Genomic DNA, 18,973 nt, shown 5'->3' with positions numbered 1-18,973 from the left:
ATCAGCTGTCACCGGTAGAGTTTGAAAAGCGTTACGCAGCGAGCCTGGAGAGTGTCTAGGAAACCCGGGGCGATTCAGGCTGCAGGTAGCGATGATGTTCACGACAAGTCCTCCACGTGGTGAAGGACAAGGATGACTAATCAGAGCAACGGTCGCTAACCGGCAAAAAGCAATCATTGAGGATCGCCCCCACCACTCCCCTAAGTTACTTTTAATCTCCCAACCAGGTCGGCGGACATAAAAGAATGACTTGACGCTAAAGAATGGCAGGAGACGGCCGATACCCAGCGAAGGGGCTGGATGCATGTTAGCAAACTGATCACAACACCAAGAAGGCCGGACATGATTATTATCGGAATAGCTGCAATTGTTGTAGCCGTGATTGCTTTCAAACTATTGCTTCCGCTTTTAGGGGAAATGATCGGCGTGGTAGTTGGAGGAGTATTGTTAATTGGCGCAATTGCTTTGTGCGTGGCTTTTCCGCCTATAATAATTCTCTTTCTCATCGTCGGCCTTGTTATTGCAGGCAATAAAAAATCTAAGGATAAGCAATGAGCGTTACAACAGAAGAAGAATTAGCCGACGCAGTAAGTCGCAATCAAGATACTATTATAATTGAAGGCGATCTTGCCAAAAAAACCGTTCGAATTAAGGCTACAGGAACGGTTGCGTGGGCTGTTGCGATTGGCTCTATAGGCATCGTCTTTTACGGAGTCATTGCTACACTCGGTACGGGTGGCGCCGCTGCACCTGTTTCTGGCATAGCGGCTGTTACCGCATCCGGCGCAGCGCTTAGCGTTCTAGGAACCGCAGCAACCACGGCCGCTATATCCATGGCCATTTCCGTGAGAAGCCTTAGCGTCCTGCGGAAACTAAGAGGTAATTATAAGATAGTTATGGAGTCGGGAAATACAGTCACGCTAAAACGGTACTAATTTGCTGCGGCATTTTCATGAGCTTTGCTACGTCCGAATCGACGCTTTCTTCCCTAAACTGCCTGCGCCGACAGTCCGCTATGGGTTGAAAGCAGCCCTTCCTGCCAGGCAGCTATCGGCCATAAGCAGCCTCTCGAAGGTGTCTACGAAACCTGGGACTACTCATAGAGCACTACACCAAGACTCTCGTAAACACCCCACCCGCCCTACAAAACCAAGCAAAATTCCCTACAGATTTTTCTTAGAAAATTTACTGTACGCACACACTACCGAGCGGGGACACTCGAAATGCGATATTTCTTGCAACTTCGAGGGTAAAACTTTTCGGTTCTAATATTGCACCATGGCCACTACAATGCCACTCTACTTATGCCGTGATCATGGACGCGCAAATGCAATTCCGAAAAAATATAAACTCGCTACGAGCACTTGCGGTTATTTCCGTAGTGTTATTTCACTTCAAGATTAGGGGGTTCGAAGGAGGCTTTGTAGGGGTCGACATTTTCTTTGTTATTTCTGGCTTCTTGATGACCGGAATCATCATCAGCGGACTCCAGAAGCAAAACTTCTCTCTATTGGGATTCTACGCATCCAGGGCAAGGCGAATTATCCCAGCATTGCTGACACTGTGTGCAGCGCTGCTGATCTTCGGCTTTGTCTATTTCCCTCTTGATGATTACCGGGAACTGATCAGAGCGATCAAGAGCAGCCTACTTTTCAGCTCCAACTTCATGTTCGCCAAAAGCGGGGGCTATTTCGACGCGCCGCTGCACGAGAACTGGCTGCTGCACACATGGTCACTGTCGGTCGAGTGGCAGTTCTACATGCTCTACCCTGTGCTGCTGATGGCGCTCTACAAGCTTTGGGGCATACACAAGACCAAAACGGCGCTTGTGCTACTTGCGTTAGGGTCTCTGGCCGCATCGGTCTATTTGACCAATACTAATCCGGTCTTTGCGTTCTATATGCTGCCTACCCGCGCCTGGGAGTTGATTGTCGGCGGGCTGGTGTTCCTGTTCCCACTGCAACTGAGCAAACGAATCAGCTACACACTTGAAGGGCTTGGGCTGGGCGCAATCCTGCTAAGTATTTTCTGTTTTTCCGAGCAGGACCTCTGGCCGGGATATCTGGCCCTGTTGCCCGTACTAGGCACCGCACTCGTAATCATCGCAAACACTCAGTCGGCCTTCAGTAATAGCCAAGCCTTGCAGTTCTCTGGAACCATCTCGTACTCGGTCTATCTATGGCACTGGCCGCTAGTCGTATTCCTCTATACATGCGGGCTACTAAACAGCTGGCCGCATGTACTGGCGGCGATCGTTATGTCTTTCGTGCTCGGAGCACTTTCATTCTACCTGATTGAATCGAAGACAAAAAAAATCATCACGGCACCCCGGACGATATTCAAATATGCATCTTTTGTCGTACTGATGGTTGGCTTCGCTGCTATTACATCCTCTATCGTAAAAGACCATCCGGCTGTCCGGTTTGCATATATTGATTTGGGTCAGCCCGAATACACCAGCAAGCTATACACACAAGATTGCGCCTCCAATCCGTATGACGCCGCTGATTGCAAGCTAGATTCCGGTGACGTCACTGTCATTTTATTCGGTGACAGTCATGCCCAATCGACCGCAGCCGCTGTCCAAGCTGAAAATGGCCAGGCAGCCATGATGTGGGCACGCGGCGGCTGCCCACTACTGCAAAACTTTGCCATGCATGACAAGGAACTGGAAAGTAAATGCCGCGGATTCAACAGTGAGAAGCTGGAAGCACTAAAAAACGGCTACCCCGGCGTTCCCGTGGTTTTGTTCAGCCGGGCAGCCATGTACACAGATACAAGCAGGGGCAACAGCTTCCGCATTTACTTCCCGGGGCAGGAGCATCTGGCAGGCCAGTCATTTGCCGACACATATGCGGCTGAATACACCAAAGTTGTTTGTTCAATCGCGCAAAACCGCCCGGTCTTTATCGTCAAGCCAATACCTGAAATGCCATTCAATATCTACAAAGGCCTAAACCTGCACAAACGCATTTTCCAGCACTCATCGGACATAACCGTTTCACTGCAGGACTACGAAAAACGTAATCGCGTAGCTAACCATGCCATTGAAGTCGTCGCAAAGCAGTGCAACGCCAAGGTTATTGATCCAATCCCATACCTTTGCCCAAACGGGCAATGCACGGGCTCAAGGGACGGTATACCTCTGTACTTCGATGACAATCACCTAGTGGATGCTGGTAACGAGCAATTGAAAGGGTTGTTCAAGGGAATCATTGAACAGATTTAGATCCTCCCACTACTCGGTTGATCTGCTGGTGGACAGCGACCCGCTTGGACGTTTCATGTAGCTTTTTTGGATTTGATAGATGCCACCATTGAGTCGCCCCGGGTTGGTAGGCGTTCGGTGACCGCTATTGGCCGTTAGCAGCCAGTCACGGAGGGCTGCTTTCGGACAATAGCTGCCTCGAGCCCTTTGCGCGAATGCGTCGCCCGCGGCCTAATGTTCACTCGCAGAGAACGATAACAATCAGCGTTGATGGAGGCTGTCGAGGTGCACATTCAGCCACGCATTACGAATAAATTCGCTCCTACTGCAGCGCGAATGACTGCCAACAAAGCAGAACAGATATCTTGGACTAGCTTTATCTGAATCACTGAAGCCTCCGACCACAACTCAACCAGGCCAAAGTTCGTAATGCTCAAAAAAATCGATTTGACGATCACCCACGATTACCTCAATCCATTTGCCTCGCCGGACGCACCCAAACTTAGCCCTGAGCTGGCGGACTACCTGTTGGATAGTGCCTGGTACTACCCCAAGCTGTGCCTGCAGATCAACTGCCCCGAAAATGAGCGAGAACGCCTACAGCAAGCTATCAGCAATACCTTTGCAGAAAAGAGCGAGCAAGTCAGAGGGAATATTCTCATCCTACAGTTGGAAGCGCTGACACTCCTGGGCCTGGCACTGGCGGTGGGGCTGATAGGTAATGCTCTAGGCATTGAAAGCACCATCCCGGTGGCAGTATTTACCGTTACGGTGTGGATGCTGCTCTGGCGCAGCGCAGAGATATTTTTTCTGGATATCCGCAGCGCTTATCGGGAGTTGCGTAAGTACCGGCGTATAGCCAGCGCAAAAAAGCAGTATTGATTGAAAGTGCAGAGTCGCCGCTGATTTAATAAATACCCTCGAAGACCAGCTCTTGGCAGATTTCAATCCCTCGTGGCAGGCAGAAACGATACCATCAAGCAGTCCACGAAAATGGGAGTGGCCGATAGCTGCCTTTCGTGACGGACTGCTATTGGCCGATAGCTGTCAGTCACCAAAGGCTCATTTCGACCTATAGCTACCCTTCGTAGAGGGTAGCTATCTACCTTCCTGGATATGACGCATACCGCGTCGAACAGTTTCAGATCCTTGACGTTCGAGATGAGAGAGGCGAGCACCGCGGTCCGCCCGAGTGAAGTGCTGAGGCGACATACCGGGTCACCTCCATATCGCTTGGTTTAAAGGGTTAGGAAACTTTGATAACCACTTTGCCAAAGGCGCCTCGAGCCAGGTGCTCGAACGCCTTGTGGGCGTCTTCGAATGAATAGGTCTGATCGATCACGGGGCGGATCGCGTGTTCGTTCAGGAAGTCGCTCATGCGATCAAACGACGAGCGAGGCGCCACTGCGATGCCGCGGATAGTTGTCTGGCGGAAAATCAACGGCATCAGGCTCAGCGTTGTGGTCTGACCGGTCAGAAAACCGATTTGCGCAATCTTGCCGGCTGCTTTGGTTGCCAGGATGGACTGGTTCAAGCCTTCCCCACCGGCCACATCCAATAGCAGGTCCACGCCTTTTCCGCCTGTGAGTTTCAGTACTTCCTCTTCCCAACGCGGGAAGGTCCGATAGTTCACGCCGGAGACTGCGCCAAGTTTTTTCACCGCATCAAGATTGGCATCGCTGCTGGAGGTAACGATAACCTTGGCGCCAAGCGCAGTTGCCAGTTGCCAGTTGCACGGCAAAAATCGATACACCCCCGGTGCCCTGTACCAAAACGGTCTGGCCCGGTTGAACTTGGCCGTAGTCAACCAGCGAATACCATGCGGTCAGCGCCGCAATCGGTAGTGTCGAAGCCTCCTCGTCGGACATGTTGTCTGGCGCACGAACAGCGCTTTCTTCGTGAATTATCATGTACTCAGCCAGGCCACCTGGCAGCGGCATGCCGAAGCAGTAGGCAGGTTCGTCCGGCCTTGGCTCACCATCAATCCAGCGCGAGTAGAGGTGCGAGTTGACGCGGTCGCCCACTTTGAATCGGCTTACGCCTTCGCCCAAGGCGACGACAGTGCCCGATGCATCGCTGACCGGGATCAGTGGCTTGGGTACCAGGTGAGGTTCGTAGAAGCCATCGACGATGGCCTTGTCGCGGAAATTCAGGGAAACCGCGCCAATTTTTACCAACAACTCGCCGGCCTTGGGGACGGGCTTAGCTGTTTCGCCGAGTGCCAGATTATCGAGACCAAAATCGTTCAAAAGCCATGCTTTCATCTGTCTATCTCCAGTTAGGGGGACCTACTGGCGACATTCTTCCCAAGTCAGACCGTTCAATAAATACCCAGGCCGGCAAAGGATTGTTATTTTATAAGGCAACAATCAGACTGCGATCTTACTATAAACAGGCAACAAAATTCTGAGTGAGAAGACTTAATGGAACTGCTCCAGTCTATGCAAGTGTTTGCCCGATTGGCCGAACTTGGCAGTTTCACCCGCGCGGCGGATGCCATGCAGATCGGCCGTCCGCAAGTCACTCGCGCGATACAGGAGTTGGAAACTTCGCTTGGGGTGCGGCTGTTTCAGCGCACCACCCGTACGGTGAGGCTCACTTCAGAAGGAGAGCAATTCTACGAGCATGTTAAAGTGATTCTTGACGAAGTTGCGGGTGCCACGGCGATGTTCTCGTCTCCAGGATCAACCCTGCGTGGTAGATTACGGGTCGATATACCCACCGCGTTTTCGCAGCCGGGGCTGATCGAAAGCTTGCGAGCGTTTTCCACCCTCTATCCTGCAATCGAGCTGGCCCTGGGGGTCACCGATAGAACCGTCGATCTGGTCGCAGAAGGTGTGGACTGTGCGCTGAGAATCGGCGAGTTGCCAAGCTCTAGCCTAGTAGCGCGTCGCATCGGTATGGCTACTATGATCACCTGCGCGGCGCCCCAATACCTGAAGGATCACGGCGAGCCCAAAACCTTAGAGGATCTAAGAGCGCACCGCGGCGTGACCTTTCTCTCTGGCCAAAACCAGCGCCCGCTGGCTTGGCAATTTATGGATGGGGCTCGCGAGCAATCTCACATCTGCCGCCAGGGCATCACAGTCAACGAGTCCAACGCCTATGTCGAGTGCGGCGTCGCGGGCTTCGGCATACTTCAGGCTCCTGGTATTACTCTGGACCGTTTTTTAACCAACGGAACATTGGTTGAGGTGCTGCGTGCCTATCGTCCGCATCCAAGACCCGTGTCTGTGCTGTACCCCAGCCGCTCACACCTGGCGCCGCAGGTTGAGGTCTTTGTTGATTGGGTTCGCGAACAATTCCCCAAACTTTATGGGCGCTGGCTAGAGAGTTAGCGCAAAGCGAAAGTGTGGGTGCGGAGTGACCGCTTTTGGCCGATTGTGTTGAAAAATTAGCTCCCCTGTCTGGCCTGCGGCAAAATCTCTGCATTGGCCAGCAGGGAAGCACGCTGATCGTCAGCTACTGCTATGGCATCCGCTCCGAACGACGGTTGTGCGAATAGGCCCATTTGAACCTGGCGTATCGCTGGTTCTGCCGGTTGAGTCTTGAAGATGAAGTCCCCAACCACTCGACCTTTTCCAAAAATCGACACGGCTGTTTTCGGGACAGTGATCTGTTTCGCGGGTTGTTCAATGAAGTGCTGCGTCGCTGCATGGACGCAGGGCTGGTTAAAGGAGAAGGATTTGCCGTGGACGCCAGCAGCATCAAAGCGGATGCGTGTCGGGAGCGCGGCGTACCGGGTGATGAACAGGTCAACTGGAGCGATCTGGCCCTGAGCACTCGCGCCGTGCGTGAGTACCTTGAAGGCCTCGATGAAGAGGCTTTGGCCGAAACGCTACCGAAGCGCCTATCGCTGACTGATCCCCAAGCCCGCTGGACCGCTGCTCCAGGCGGCCCAGCTTTCTACGCTTACTCCACGAATGTTCTGATTGATACCGAACACGGCGTGATCATGGATGTGGAACCCACACCGGCTCATCGAACCGAAGAAGTCGAGAGCACCAAGACGATGATCGATCGGGTCGAAGCGCAGTTCGGCATCAAGCCAGAGCGCCTCATTGGCGACACCGCTTACGGTACCGCGCCGATGCTGGCCTGGATGGTGGAGAAAAATGACATCGAACCGCATGTGCCGGTGTGGGACAAAACTGAGCGCAAGAACGACAGCTTTTCGAATAACGATTTCCACTGATTGCGTTCATGGCCCTGCGCAATGCGCAGCCGACTCGCTATGTCTGGAATGCAAAGGGAGAGGATACCTTGAACAAGATACAGCGAGCTCGAGAAGCAATGGCCTTACAGGCTAATGGGTAAATTATTTCGAGAACAGCCCACTAGCTTAAACAGGATCACCCAAGTTGGGTGCAGACCCTCTTTAGCACCGATTTCAAAAAAATAAGCGATTTTTTGTAATATTTCTCATGTTTGTCGGGTTAAATCATATAGGCATAATCTCTTTCCCAGGAATGGCCTGAAGTCAGCCAGAAATATATAGCCACTTCAGACCATCCCTAGGGTTAATTATATTTAGATACTTAATTTTAAAGTGATGACTATGAACGATATTCACATCAGTACAACCGCCCCCTATAAAGCGCACATTGCCCCCTCAATGCGTTCCGAAGTTAGTGGTGATACCCGCCAACTTGCGCTTATACAAACCATTTCAGCCAGACAAGCGCTGTACCAACCTGGTGAGACATTAAAAAACGAACTCAGCCAAGCAGCCAGTAAGCTTCATCAAACCTACGGATCTTTAGAAGATGTCGATCAATATGCCTTGGGCGCACGCCTGTTTAGCTCAGAGGGATTAATAACCGGCCAAACACCCAATGATTTGCTTCAAACACTCAAACGGGTTGATGAATGCCCTGATTATGCATCGGGTTACGACAGAGCGGTTGTCATCGCGATGATGGGTGATATTGGCGCATTGTATGCGGCGACAGGGGCTACCACTGGGACTGATCGTACTGAGAAGGCATCCGCACGACTGCGCGAAAGCCTTCGAGGTGCACTTGCAGTTGCCGGCCTTATTCCGCCGACAGAAGAATCAAGCAGACGCGTACAACAGGAAGGAGGATCTACTGCTGTCGGTCCAGACAAGAAAACCGAAAGAAGCCGACCATCGGCCAAGCACATTGACCGCACTGGAATACACAATCTGGGTGAAGAGGCTGACAAGGCACTTGGCGTACCGATTGAGGATCGCATTTCAACCTCACGCTGGGATGTCGCGTATATTGATTTTAATCGCGTGGCCGATACGGTAGAACCTTTGGTGGGGCATATGTCCGGGTCTCCGGCTGAAATTTTACAAGTCTGGGACATGCTGCGCGGAAATCAACTCGAATACCAGTTTCTAACATCGCACCAGCAGGAACAACAGCTAGCCCGTGCAGCAGGTGCCAGCGCCTTTCTGGTTGGACTGGGCTACCATAGCGCCGTAGAGGTCCTGGAAGGTACGCTGAGATACACTGGTCAATCGATACGTCACGACGAAATATTGGGCCCAGGACAAAAAGATGCGGGCCATCTGTTTGGACAGGGAGCGGCCACTGATCTGATGTCCGAGTTTTTTCAAGCGCACACGCGTCAAATGTAATGTAAGCGAACGCGTAAAGAGGCTAGTTGATTCCGTAGTCTGTCAAAAAAGACTCTAATATTTCTGAAAGGCATTGTGCAATGCACGAGGTAGGGCGCGTGGTGTTTTTCTGTGGCGTTGGAGTCTCCCATCCCGCTCGTTTATCGGGCTTCAAAGGCTTAAAAGAAGCTGTATTGCGAACTCTCAATGCCCCCAAATCCATTACAGCAGGTAGCCGTCAAGGATGCGAAACAGTTTTAAGGCGCATGAAGACTAAAAGTGACTAACTTGGCAACTTGAAATACACACAGTCAATTCACCGACTTACGCCAGAATCTGCTGGCCAATACATCTATTAAACACTTGTTGCAACGGTTCAAGAATACAGTTGTAAGCAGCAATATTTGCGTAAAGCCACTCGTCATTTTCGACACCCCACCAACTGATTTCAAAACCTGCGTTCATCACAAGATGTTCAAAAAGGATGCGCTGTGTGCGGCCATTACCTTCACGAAACGGGTGAACCACATTGAGGTCTGAGTATACGTCCGCAGCTGCGACGATGAGGTCTGAGCGACTCATGCCCTTAAAAATCTTGCCAGCTTCCTTCTCCATGTAATCCGGCTGACAGGAGCGCGTGTCTTGCTTCGAACTGCCGACTGTCCGAAGCTCCCCGGCCCAGTCATAAAGATCGGAAAACAGAGTACGGTAGATTTTTTGAAGGGAAGCCAAGTTATAAGGTGGGGGGCTGAACTCGATGGTTACAGCAGCTACGGCCGAGAGCTGCTGCTCAGCATCGCTTAGTGTTGAGTCATCTCGAATATCGAGCTTGTTACGAAGAACTGTCTAGCCAGGATAACAATAGGAATCTTGGCCGACTCCGTATTTATCTGACATTACGCCCGTATCTTGGCAAAAAATTTCAGTACGTCTTCACGCGAAGGCAGCTTGCGTTCGGTGTCTGCAATAGTCACTTTGAACCCTTCAAGACGAAGGCTGGCCGCGTAGTTTGATTGGCGCGTTTTGACCGCGTAGGCTTTCTTGGCCTCAAGGCTGATGGTTGCCATTGAACTGAGCCTCCTCGAGCTGTGTGTAGGCAGACTGTAGCCCAATTTAGCCGTCAGGTGGACCAACCATGGGCGTCAAACAGTGGGCCGAACCCACCTAGCCTTATGTTCTGGACTAAACGATCCGTAACCACGGCCAGCGCGATTGATAGCTTGTAGCCTTTTGATGGAACAAGTCAGGCAATAGGTTTTTGGCGTTGGGCCGCAGATAACCCTGTGCGACATCATCTAACCCATAAGGCGCATACACCTCACCCGTGCCAGGGTCCAGGCCAATGCAGGTAGCCGCAACAAGATACCGGTCAATCCCGTCCTTGGCCGACTCAAGTTGAGGATAAGCCCTGCCGAATCGTTCGCCGTACCAGAGATGGACACGAGCCTGATTCTTGATATCGACCTTTGCGTCCAGATCCTGGAAAAGCTGCTGGGTAAGGAGAATAACGTCGTTCTCGGCCTCCCAGGACAGATCCGAGTCAAAGTAAAAAATGTCGTAGTCCTTTACGCCTGATTCCGGTGGCAGATTCGAGTGGTGATTCCACACGGCCTGGAACAGACAGCCTGCTGTCAGCATGCATTGGCTTAGCCCAAGCGATGGTAGCCGCTCTACAATCTGCGCGTTAATCGGATTGGTCATCGCTATCGTGACCAAGCGTTCAGGAGTCAATTTCACTCTAAGCCCTCGGGTTTCAACACGACACGCCTTCTCTGCAATGGCATTCAGCATAAAGCAGGCACCCCTACATTGCCCTGCTCAAGTTATGTAGCCTCAGAAGCTGACCTCTGTTGCACTTTTTATACCCTGGCGTTACCCTTTTGCCGTCGCTGCAAAATCAGCGAACGGGTTTGACGGCCCGGTAAACAATAGGCGCACAGGCGCCCCCATAAAGATTGCAGGCGCTTTTTTTGCGTCCGCATATCCGTTTTATGGCGGCTGTGCGTGGGAGACCTTCGGGTCTGCCGGGTTCCTATTGTCCCGGTCCGTCAACCTGCGCACAGCTGCCACCTTAAATCGTTTGACGGCGGTTCGTGGCAGCTCCTCACCAATAGGAGATTTGCCAGATGCACACTCTCAATCTGTTTGAAATTTGCAAAACTTTTTATCAAGTAAGTCAGCCCTCCTGCGACAGCCCCACAGCGTGTATCGCTTGCTACAACAACCATATGCCCAACACTGGCGCCTTCGTTACAAAAGGGGGTGAGCTATGAACTCGTCACCAGTAATCCATACGGTAGGCGGAGCTTCGTTCGGCAAGTACAACGCTCAGTATCAACGTCTGTTCAGTGTCAATGCCGGTGTTTCTGCCGAAGAAGCGTTGCAGCATGCTTCTCTGCTTTTGAATTGCGTAAACACGCTATCGTTCCTGGGAGCTGTGGATGATGGTAACGACGCAATGAGATGGGCGTCGCATTACCTTAGCGAGATGGCGAAAGCGATTATTGATGATGTGACTTTGGGACTTCAGCAGATGGGGGGGGAATGCTGATGAGTCATAAGGAAATCTTTAGTAATGGCCAGACATTTATGATGCTCAACATCAGTGGTCACTGAACTGCACCACCATGCGGGGCGGCACGTAATACGCACCGCCCCAGTCCAATGGGCGGCGACAAGGCCCCCCACTGCAAGCAAAGATAAATCAGTGCGCTGGAATTCACGTACTTAAGCAGCTATCGGCTAATTCAGCTGCAAAAGTCGACAATGGTTTTCTCGGCAGAAAAGTGCGCGTTTGAGATTGAAATTTTTACTGTTAGCAGAGGAATTCCGTGCCCGGATTTAACGTAGCGGCACGCAAGAAATGCTTTTTCAGCAGCCAATATGCGGGTAATCGGGAAATATCTACTTTTTCAACAGAATCGGCCGATAGCTGCCATACACCATTTACAGTAGCTATCCGTTTTTTACCCATACAAGCTGACTAACACTGCACCCGCCACAACTGATCCAACCTCGTCGTATAGCTCTGACTCATCATCTCCCGCCGCATGCCCCAATCGGGTTTACTCGGCACACTGGCGGCACGCAGCGTGCCCCTGCCCCAGCGCCCGTTGATCTGATCCAGCACCGCCATCACCCTGGACGCTTCTGCGGGTTGATTGACCGCAAACAGGTCATCAGAAAACTCCCCCGGCTGACGAAGATCCAGCAGCAACACCTCAGCCTTGCTGTACTTGAACCCGGGCTGAAATATATGTTCCAGCGCATCCACTGCCGCCTTGGTTAGCAGTCGCACATCATCCGTCGGGTATGGCAGGGTCACTATCACCCCTTTGGCATATTTCGCTTCGTCCGGGTTAAACATGCCGGTCCGAATGCTGACTCTGACTTTCTTGCAGTAGGATTTTTGCGCCCGCAGCTTTTCCGAGGCACGCATCATGTAGGTGGCCACGGCCTCTTTGATCGGTGCCAGTTCGGTCAGACGCTTGCCAAACATCCGGCTGCAACAGATTTCCTGCTTTGGCGGGTCAGGTTCGTCCAGTTCCAGGCAGGCCGTACCCGACAACTCACGAGCGGTTTTCTCGATCACCACGCTGAATTTTTTACGCAGGGACCACGGATCAGCTTTGGCCAGGTCCATCGCGGTCTTGATGCCCATGCCCTCCAGGTGAGCAGTCATACGGCGCCCTACTCCCCAGACTTCAGACACGGCCGTATTGCGCAGCACCCAGTCGCGCTCATGGTCACCACACAGGTTCACCACACCGCCGGTGTGCGCCTGGAGGCGTTTGGCAGTGTGGTTGGCGAGTTTGGCCAGGGTTTTGGTATGGCCAATGCCAACGCCCACGGGTATGCCGGTACATTTGAGGATTCTGGCGCGCAACTCCCGACCCATGGCGCTGACATCCGCGATGCCGGTCAGGTCGGCAAAGGATTCATCGATGCTGTACACCTCCACTGCCGGCACCATGGACTCGATCAAGCTCATGACGCGCTCGCTCATGTCGCCATACAGCGCATAGTTTGATGAGAACGCGACGATGCCCTGCTGCTGGAGGCGCTGTTTGATCTGGAAATAGGGCTCGCCCATTTTCACAAAGGGCTTGGCGTCGTAACTGCGGGCAATGACGCAGCCGTCATTGTTGCTCAGCACCACTATGGGGACTTTGGCCAGGTCAGGTCGGAATACTCGCTCGCAGCTGGCATAGAAGCTGTTGCAGTCAATCAGGGCGAAAACCGGTTTGGGCTTAGTGACCATGGCTGCGCACGCTGTGAGTAATCACCCCCCAGATCGACAGATCGTCCCCTTCCATGATGTGCCGATCCGGGTATTTGCTGTTTTCAGACTTGAGGATGACATCCTTCCCACGGATACACAGACGTTTGCAGATCGGGTCATTGTTTAGCAGTGCCACTACGACATGCCCGTGAACGGGTTCGATCGAGCGATCGATGACCGCCAGATCCCCTGAAAAAATGCCGATGCCCTGCATGCTGTCGCCATCGATAGTCGCAAGGTAAACGTGGGGCGCACGCACGTTGAGCACTTGGTCCAGCGAAATGACTTTCTCGATATGGTCCGCAGCCGGTGACGGAAACCCGGCTGGAATCTTGAACGAGCACAGCGGTAAACGAACCCCGCCTTCAGCAAGAGGACCCAAGAGTGTGAAGCTCATGACGCACGCCTTTAATAAACTGTATGTATATACAGTTAACGTTGTAGGACGCATCCGGTCAATATTTCCGACAGATGTTTCTGACAGGAGGAGCGCCCGGCACGATGAAGCTACGCTCAGAGCAGCACTGTCTTTGTCAGAGGTGATCACCATGTGCGGAAGATTTGTGCAGTCCCAGGGCATCGCTGATTACCTGGAAGTGTTGGCATCAGACCGCAAGCTCGTCAGCGGGTATGACAACCAGCCCATTGGCCGCTACAACATCGCGCCCAGCACTCGCGTCAACATCCTGCACGGGGTGCCAGACGGATTACGAATAGATCCGGTGCGCTGGGGCTGGGCACCCTTTTGGGCCAAGGGCAAGCGCCCTGATCCCATCAACGCCCGGGTAGAAACTGTCACCACGGGCAAGTTTTTCAAGCAACTGTGGCCCAACGGACGAGCTCTGGTGATGGCGGATGGATGGTATGAGTGGGTTAAAGATGCGGACGATCCCAAGAAGAAACAGCCCTATTTCATTCGACTTAAAAGCCAGGCCCCCATGTTCTTTGCCGCGCTGGCCAAGGTTCATCCTGGGCTGGAGCCAAATGAAGATGACGGCTTCGTGATTATCACGGCCGCCAGCGATCAGGGAATGGTGGATATTCACGATCGCCGCCCGGTGGTGCTTGCCCCAGAGCATGCCCGGGAATGGGTTGAGAGCGATCTGGATGCACGAAGAGCTGAAGAGTTGGCTCTGGAATGCTGCCAGCCGACTGAAAAATTTGAGTGGTATCCGGTGAGCACAGCGGTAGGCAATGTAAGAAACCAAGGGGCTGAGCTGATCAAGCCGCTTTGAGGGGGCGCTGTTGCACTTTCGAAACCTGAGGGGTAACCTTTTGCTGTCGCTGCAAATTCAGCGACCGGACGTCGCGGTCCGAGCATATACAGGCGCATCGACGCCACCATTACGATTGCAGGCGTTTTTTTATGCCCGCATTTTTCGTTATGGCGGCTGTGCGTGGGAGACCTTCGGGTCTGCCGGGGTCCTGTATGCCCGGTCCGCGAACCCGCGCACAGCTGCCACCCTCATTCGTTTCGCGGCGAACCGTGGTAGCTCCTCACATACAGGAGATTTGCCAGATGCACAGTCTCACTCCGTTCAAAAATTGCGTCACTGCTTATCCAGAAATGGCACTCGTCACTCTGCCCACCGACGACAGCCTCACGGCTCGCATCCCCCCCTGCTACATACCAATGGCCAACATCCGCATGCTCGACAGGAATGGGGGTGGCCTATGAACGCCTCACCTTTGATCCATACGGTTGGTGGAGCCTCGTTCGGCAAGTGCAATGTTGAGAGTCAGCGCCTGTTCAGCGTCAACGCCGGTGTTTCTGGCGAAGAAGCACTGCAGCACGCGTCGCTGATCTTGAACTGCGTGAACACGCTTTCGTTCCTGGGGGCCATGGACGATGGCAACGAAACGCTGCGATGGGCCTCGCACTATCTCAGCGAGATGGCGAAGGCGTTGATTGATGATGTGACGCTGGGGCTTCAGCAGGTGCAGGACACAAATCTTTAAGCCGATACACCCAGGAGCTGACTAGCCTGATTACGGGCTTGTAGATGGGGGCAATCAAGTGACAAAGCCCCCTGTTCAATCCTCACGAGTGAACGTGCTGCATTCCTCGGATTCCAGACTCTAAATTCACCAGGGCTTTTTTCTCCCAAAACGCCAGGAAGACAGCGGCTTTGGCTAATCGCAATGCCGATCAGACAAAAAATTTTGAGCTCCCCCTTGAAAACGCAGATCGAAAACGGAGATTTATAAGTAAGGCGGCCGAATTCCGGTCGTACTCTGTCGGAGCTCCATGATGCGTTTCAGCCACATTGCCTTTCCTCTCTTTGCCGCAGCCCTCCTCGCTGGTTGCAATGGAAAGGATGTTACTCGTGTTGCCTTTCCTAAAACGGAAGGAGCCTATTTTCAAGCATACGGAAACGCGAAACACCCAGTTGCAGAGCTCGCACTGGTTGACTCCCATGGCAATACCCGCACGTTCAAGGGCACATTCACAGGTGAGGTCAATATGTCGAAGCCGCTGCAAAACATTAATGTCAAATTCGAATGTGGCGAAATCAACTTCATTGACCCAAATCACGCCTCCGCCAACCCGACTGGAAATGCGACCCAAACCCTCGTATCGGTACCGAGTGAAAGCAGCCGGGAGTGCAACGGCCAGCCCCTGCCAGATCGTTGGACTGTAATCAAAGCTTAGCCCCGGCGAGAGTGCCTGAGCGCAGTCCACTCAACAGGTGCAGGCGGGGCATCGGCGGCCGCTTGCACCTAACGTCAACCGCCAGACGCGGCCCAGACTAAAAGCGCCAGGTAGCAAATATTGAGCGGTGTTCAAAAGCTGGCTTTTTGATCACTAGCGTGTGGATGGGGGGGTGATCGAGAGATGCCCCCCCCTGTTCAATCTGCGTTATTGAGAGCTCTGCATTTCTCATACACCAGATACGAAAAAACCGGCTTGCGCCGGCTTTTCCCCCCTCCAACCAAATGGTCGAGCCATGCAGGTCATGAGGGTTAGTTGTTGCGCAAACTATTTCGCAATAGCGCGGGTAGCACCACAATAAAATGATTCGCGGGCGCTAATCATTGAGTGGGTGCACCTACGTGGGTCGCGCGCAAAAAACCCCTCCATCCCAAATATCTATTTCCTGCTGCATCCAGATCCCCCATCCGGTTTGATGTGCCTGAACACACATCAAGGCAGGTACCATGAGCGCTGCTCTCCTCAAAAACAGCTATCTGCGATGCCAGTACCTACTGCTCTCGCTGCTGATGCTGCCCGCAATCGCACTGGCCGAGACCCTGGTCTTTACCGTCAAACTCCACCCAATCTCTAGCGCTACCGGCGCGCGCCTTGTACTACTCGACCAACAACACCACCTCGAAACCGAACTATCCCGCGCCCTCCCCTCAGATCCGCAACAAGCTGCGGCTATCATCCAGAACCGCTTGAACAGCCCCTCCGGCAAACGCTTGCAATCCGACCTCGCCAAAGCCCAGCAAGCTCTAACCGATGCATGGAGCCTGGGTATCGAGAAGATCCCGGCCGTGGTCGTTGATCGACGTTATGTGGTCTATGGCGAACCGGATGTGGCCAAGGCCCTGGAGCTGATCAACCGCGCCAGGAGCCAGCCGCAATGAACCGCCACCTGCTGCGCTCGGTCTCGCTGGCTCTTATCTGCAACCTGCCCTTCAGCGCATCCGCATCCATCAACTCGGCTGCCATTGTTGCCTCCTCGCTCTCGCCACAGTGCCTTGAGTACAAGGTGGTCGGCATTTGCTACTGGCTGCTGTGTACGACGTTCGGCTGCAAGGTGAAAACTTCCACCAAGGTGAGCCATTACGTACCGGATGCGGTGGTGTCGGCGTATTCCAATACAGGGGCGAATCCGTGGGCCGAACTGTCGGTGCTCGGTACGCCCACTCCGCTGTCTCAAGCAGGTAATGACGCGACCACCAACCATATCGGCGAAAACGCGGCACTGAAGTTTAAGGAAGCGGATGTGATTGGGCATCCCGGCGGCGCTACATTCAGTCAGTTTGCCAGTGCTTCGGGTTATGCCTGTCAGGGCGCGACACTGCCTCTGGTGCCCTACTTCGTCAGCACGCTTGATCCGATTTCCTGGCGATATGGCATCCCCGAAACCGTTTACCCCGAAGCATTGATCCCCGGGCGGCGAGAGATCGGCAGCATGGCCACTGCGAATTTGTGGGGAAATGTGTATCCGCGCAGTGGTTTTTTGCATCAGTCGGACGACTACAAAACCGGAGCTGTGATCGCTCAGCGGGCAGGTGATATCACCACGCGCTCCGGCCAGATCCACGTTTACTTACCCATGCTGGCCAAGGCCAAGGATGGGTATTGGCCTGCTGGCGAGCTGGTTGAGGGCGATGCCAAGACCGGTAAATGGCAAGAACTGGCACCACGCACGAGCCAGTCCTGCGCTGTTTTTCCCAATAGCGAAGCTCAAGCCCAGGCAGAGGACGGTGGCTATGCCTGGGCACTATGGCGGCCTTATTCGTGCTGTCAGCGGCGTGGTCAAACATTTCTCGGCAGTACGGATTTCCAACAATGAGCAGATTAAAGCTGACAGTAACTGGGCTTGGGTTGCTGTGCGCGTTGGTCAGTGCAGCGGTTTTTTCCGCTGATCCCATTGGCGCATCTTCCTCGGGCAGTGTGATCGGTGACGATGTGCTTTACAGCATCGGCGGCGGCAGCGCGGTGACGATGGGCAGCGCCGGGAATATGGACAGCATCGCCGTGGGAGGCGGTTGGAACAGCAATCTGGTCTGCGGAAATATGAGCCTGAGCAATACGCTGGAGAACCAGCTAAACGGCGTGACCTCCGGCTTTCAAAACATCATGAGCACGGTGGTGCAAAACGCCACGGGCGCAGTCGCTTCGTTACCCGCATTGATTTTACAACGTGCCAATCCGGCACTTTATAACCTGATCACCAATGGCATCCTTCAAGCCCGGCTCGACTTTGATCGCTCCAAATCATCCTGTAAGGCCTTGGCCAATAAAATGGCGGATATCGCAGGTAATCAAACCGGCTGGGGCACGCTGGCTGAAGGCCAAAGCATGAGTAAAACGCTGGCCACTAATACCGATGCCGTTTCGGCCGTGGAACAGGTCGAGAAGAAAAGTGGAGATGACGGCGTGACCTGGATTGGTGGCGACCGTGCCGGCGGCTCTGGTCAAAAGCCTATAAATATCGTCGCCGATGTTACCAAGGCGGGTTACAACCTGCTGAACAGTCGCTCCTCCGAAGACAGCTCACCCATCAGCCCGGGCAGTTGCCGCAATGGCTTTGTGTGCAATGTGTGGTCGTCACCGCAAGCCGCCACCAGCTTTGCCAATCGCGTACTGGGCGAGCAACAACAGCAGACTTGCACCCACTGCACGAAAACGATCACGTCAGCAGGTGTGGGTCTGACGCCGCTGATTCAGGAAACCTACGACACCAAGCTCAAAGCCCTTCAGGACCTGATCACTGGCAGCAAGGCCATGTCGGCAGAAAACCTCAGCGCGGCCAGCAGCAATTCTTTGCCCATTACACGCGGAGTGATTGTGGCGCTACGCGATGAGCGCGATCAAGACGTACTGGCTCGTCGGCTGGCCTCGGAAGTGGCCCTCTCGGATGTCCTGGAAAAAGCCCTGCTGCTGCAACGCACACTGCTCGCTGGCAGCCGCGAGCCCAATGTCGCAGCCAACGATCTGGCTTTGCAGGCCGTAAGCCAACAAAAGTCATCTCTGCAGGAGGAAATTGACAACCTCAAGATTGAGCTCGATCTGCGCCAGCAACTCGCTAATAACTCGCCAATGACGATTATTGCCCGGGGCAAGGCCAGAACCGAGAGCTCACGCGGGGTGTTCCAGGGCGACCCTGAAACAGATCGGCTGAATCAATTGCAAACGCCGACTCAAGGCCAGCGCTGAGGA

At 53.5% G+C, this 18,973-nt stretch carries 17 protein-coding genes and 4 pseudogenes; 15 read left to right on the top strand and 6 right to left on the bottom strand.

Going from position 1 to position 18,973, the window contains the following annotated elements; all coding sequences use genetic code 11:
- Window positions 1–342: 342 nt before the first annotated feature.
- From CJU81_RS03945 to CJU81_RS03930, 4 genes are all read left to right on the top strand, one after another.
- Window positions 343–555 carry a hypothetical protein gene (locus tag CJU81_RS03945; RefSeq protein ID WP_141232563.1) on the top strand — a complete coding sequence of 71 codons (213 nt, stop codon included), beginning with the start codon at window positions 343–345 and terminating at the stop codon, window positions 553–555.
- Window positions 552–935: a hypothetical protein gene (locus CJU81_RS03940; RefSeq protein WP_095035561.1), complete on the top strand. Its 384-nt coding sequence runs from the start codon at window positions 552–554 to the stop codon at window positions 933–935. Before CJU81_RS03945 ends, CJU81_RS03940 begins: the two co-directional genes overlap by 4 nt.
- Window positions 936–1,327: 392 nt before the next feature.
- A complete protein-coding gene (locus tag CJU81_RS03935) occupies window positions 1,328–3,229 on the top strand; it encodes an acyltransferase family protein (protein ID WP_095035560.1) in 1,902 nt (633 codons plus the stop codon).
- A gap of 408 nt (window positions 3,230–3,637) precedes the next feature.
- Window positions 3,638–4,090: a hypothetical protein gene (locus CJU81_RS03930; protein ID WP_095035559.1), complete on the top strand. Its 453-nt coding sequence runs from the start codon at window positions 3,638–3,640 to the stop codon at window positions 4,088–4,090.
- A 364-nt stretch (window positions 4,091–4,454) separates the two neighbouring features.
- Here the strand turns inward: CJU81_RS03930 and CJU81_RS03925 are convergent.
- Window positions 4,455–5,472: pseudogene (locus CJU81_RS03925) on the bottom strand (zinc-dependent alcohol dehydrogenase family protein).
- Between the two features lie 159 nt (window positions 5,473–5,631).
- On the opposite strand from CJU81_RS03925, the gene CJU81_RS03920 reads away from it, so the two are divergent.
- The 4 genes and pseudogenes from CJU81_RS03920 (at window position 5,632) to CJU81_RS03905 (ending at window position 8,816) form a co-directional block, all read left to right on the top strand.
- Window positions 5,632–6,546, top strand: a complete 915-nt coding sequence (locus CJU81_RS03920; RefSeq protein WP_176464790.1) for a LysR family transcriptional regulator — start codon at window positions 5,632–5,634, stop codon at window positions 6,544–6,546.
- A gap of 113 nt (window positions 6,547–6,659) precedes the next feature.
- Window positions 6,660–7,400: pseudogene (locus tag CJU81_RS03915) on the top strand (transposase); the annotation flags it as partial.
- Window positions 7,400–7,525: pseudogene (locus CJU81_RS03910) on the top strand (IS630 family transposase); the annotation flags it as partial. The pseudogenes CJU81_RS03915 and CJU81_RS03910, both read left to right, overlap by 1 nt.
- 241 nt (window positions 7,526–7,766) lie before the next feature.
- Window positions 7,767–8,816, top strand: a complete 1,050-nt coding sequence (locus CJU81_RS03905) for a hypothetical protein (RefSeq protein WP_095035558.1) — start codon at window positions 7,767–7,769, stop codon at window positions 8,814–8,816.
- Between the two features lie 303 nt (window positions 8,817–9,119).
- Here CJU81_RS03905 and CJU81_RS03900 read toward each other — a convergent pair.
- The 3 genes and pseudogenes from CJU81_RS03900 to CJU81_RS03890 form a co-directional block, all read right to left on the bottom strand.
- A pseudogene (locus CJU81_RS03900) lies at window positions 9,120–9,692 on the bottom strand (Fic/DOC family protein).
- Window positions 9,692–9,862 carry a YhfG family protein gene (locus CJU81_RS03895; RefSeq protein ID WP_095035557.1) on the bottom strand — a complete coding sequence of 57 codons (171 nt, stop codon included), beginning with the start codon at window positions 9,860–9,862 and terminating at the stop codon, window positions 9,692–9,694. The pseudogene CJU81_RS03900 and the gene CJU81_RS03895 overlap by 1 nt, the downstream one beginning before the upstream one ends.
- A gap of 115 nt (window positions 9,863–9,977) precedes the next feature.
- Window positions 9,978–10,532: a nucleotidyltransferase family protein gene (locus CJU81_RS03890; protein WP_095035572.1), complete on the bottom strand. Its 555-nt coding sequence runs from the start codon at window positions 10,530–10,532 to the stop codon at window positions 9,978–9,980.
- Window positions 10,533–11,064: 532 nt separating this feature from the next.
- Between CJU81_RS03890 and CJU81_RS03885 the strand changes: the two genes are divergently transcribed.
- On the top strand, window positions 11,065–11,346 hold the full coding sequence (locus CJU81_RS03885; protein ID WP_095035556.1) for a DUF3077 domain-containing protein: 282 nt from the start codon (window positions 11,065–11,067) through the stop codon (window positions 11,344–11,346).
- Between the two features lie 432 nt (window positions 11,347–11,778).
- Here CJU81_RS03885 and umuC read toward each other — a convergent pair whose 3' ends face one another.
- Window positions 11,779–13,056: a translesion error-prone DNA polymerase V subunit UmuC gene (gene umuC, locus CJU81_RS03880; RefSeq protein ID WP_095035555.1), complete on the bottom strand. Its 1,278-nt coding sequence runs from the start codon at window positions 13,054–13,056 to the stop codon at window positions 11,779–11,781.
- Window positions 13,046–13,474: a LexA family protein gene (locus tag CJU81_RS03875; protein ID WP_095035554.1), complete on the bottom strand. Its 429-nt coding sequence runs from the start codon at window positions 13,472–13,474 to the stop codon at window positions 13,046–13,048. The genes umuC and CJU81_RS03875 overlap by 11 nt, the downstream gene beginning before the upstream one ends.
- Before the next feature lie 151 nt (window positions 13,475–13,625).
- Here CJU81_RS03875 and CJU81_RS03870 point away from each other — a divergent pair, with 151 nt between their 5' ends.
- From CJU81_RS03870 to CJU81_RS03845, 6 genes are all read left to right on the top strand, one after another.
- Entirely contained in the window at window positions 13,626–14,312 is a 687-nt protein-coding gene (locus tag CJU81_RS03870) for an SOS response-associated peptidase family protein (RefSeq protein ID WP_095035571.1), read from the top strand.
- A gap of 439 nt (window positions 14,313–14,751) precedes the next feature.
- Window positions 14,752–15,036 carry a DUF3077 domain-containing protein gene (locus CJU81_RS03865; RefSeq protein ID WP_095001763.1) on the top strand — a complete coding sequence of 95 codons (285 nt, stop codon included), beginning with the start codon at window positions 14,752–14,754 and terminating at the stop codon, window positions 15,034–15,036.
- A gap of 289 nt (window positions 15,037–15,325) precedes the next feature.
- Entirely contained in the window at window positions 15,326–15,730 is a 405-nt protein-coding gene (locus CJU81_RS23665) for a hypothetical protein (RefSeq protein ID WP_141232562.1), read from the top strand.
- 506 nt (window positions 15,731–16,236) lie between these two features.
- A complete protein-coding gene (locus CJU81_RS03855) occupies window positions 16,237–16,668 on the top strand; it encodes a TIGR03757 family integrating conjugative element protein (protein ID WP_176464789.1) in 432 nt (143 codons plus the stop codon).
- Complete coding sequence (locus CJU81_RS03850) at window positions 16,665–17,603, top strand: TIGR03756 family integrating conjugative element protein (protein ID WP_095035552.1); 939 nt, start codon at window positions 16,665–16,667, stop codon at window positions 17,601–17,603. The genes CJU81_RS03855 and CJU81_RS03850 overlap by 4 nt, the downstream gene beginning before the upstream one ends.
- Window positions 17,600–18,970, top strand: coding sequence for an integrating conjugative element protein (locus CJU81_RS03845; RefSeq protein WP_095035551.1), 1,371 nt, complete (start codon window positions 17,600–17,602; stop codon window positions 18,968–18,970). Before CJU81_RS03850 ends, CJU81_RS03845 begins: the two co-directional genes overlap by 4 nt.
- The last annotated feature ends 3 nt before the right edge of the window (window positions 18,971–18,973 follow it).

Origin of the sequence: Pseudomonas fragi, assembly GCF_002269505.1 — a bacterium.
Classification (GTDB): domain Bacteria; phylum Pseudomonadota; class Gammaproteobacteria; order Pseudomonadales; family Pseudomonadaceae; genus Aquipseudomonas; species Aquipseudomonas fragi_D.
This window is presented reverse-complemented; position numbering and strand designations above follow the sequence as displayed.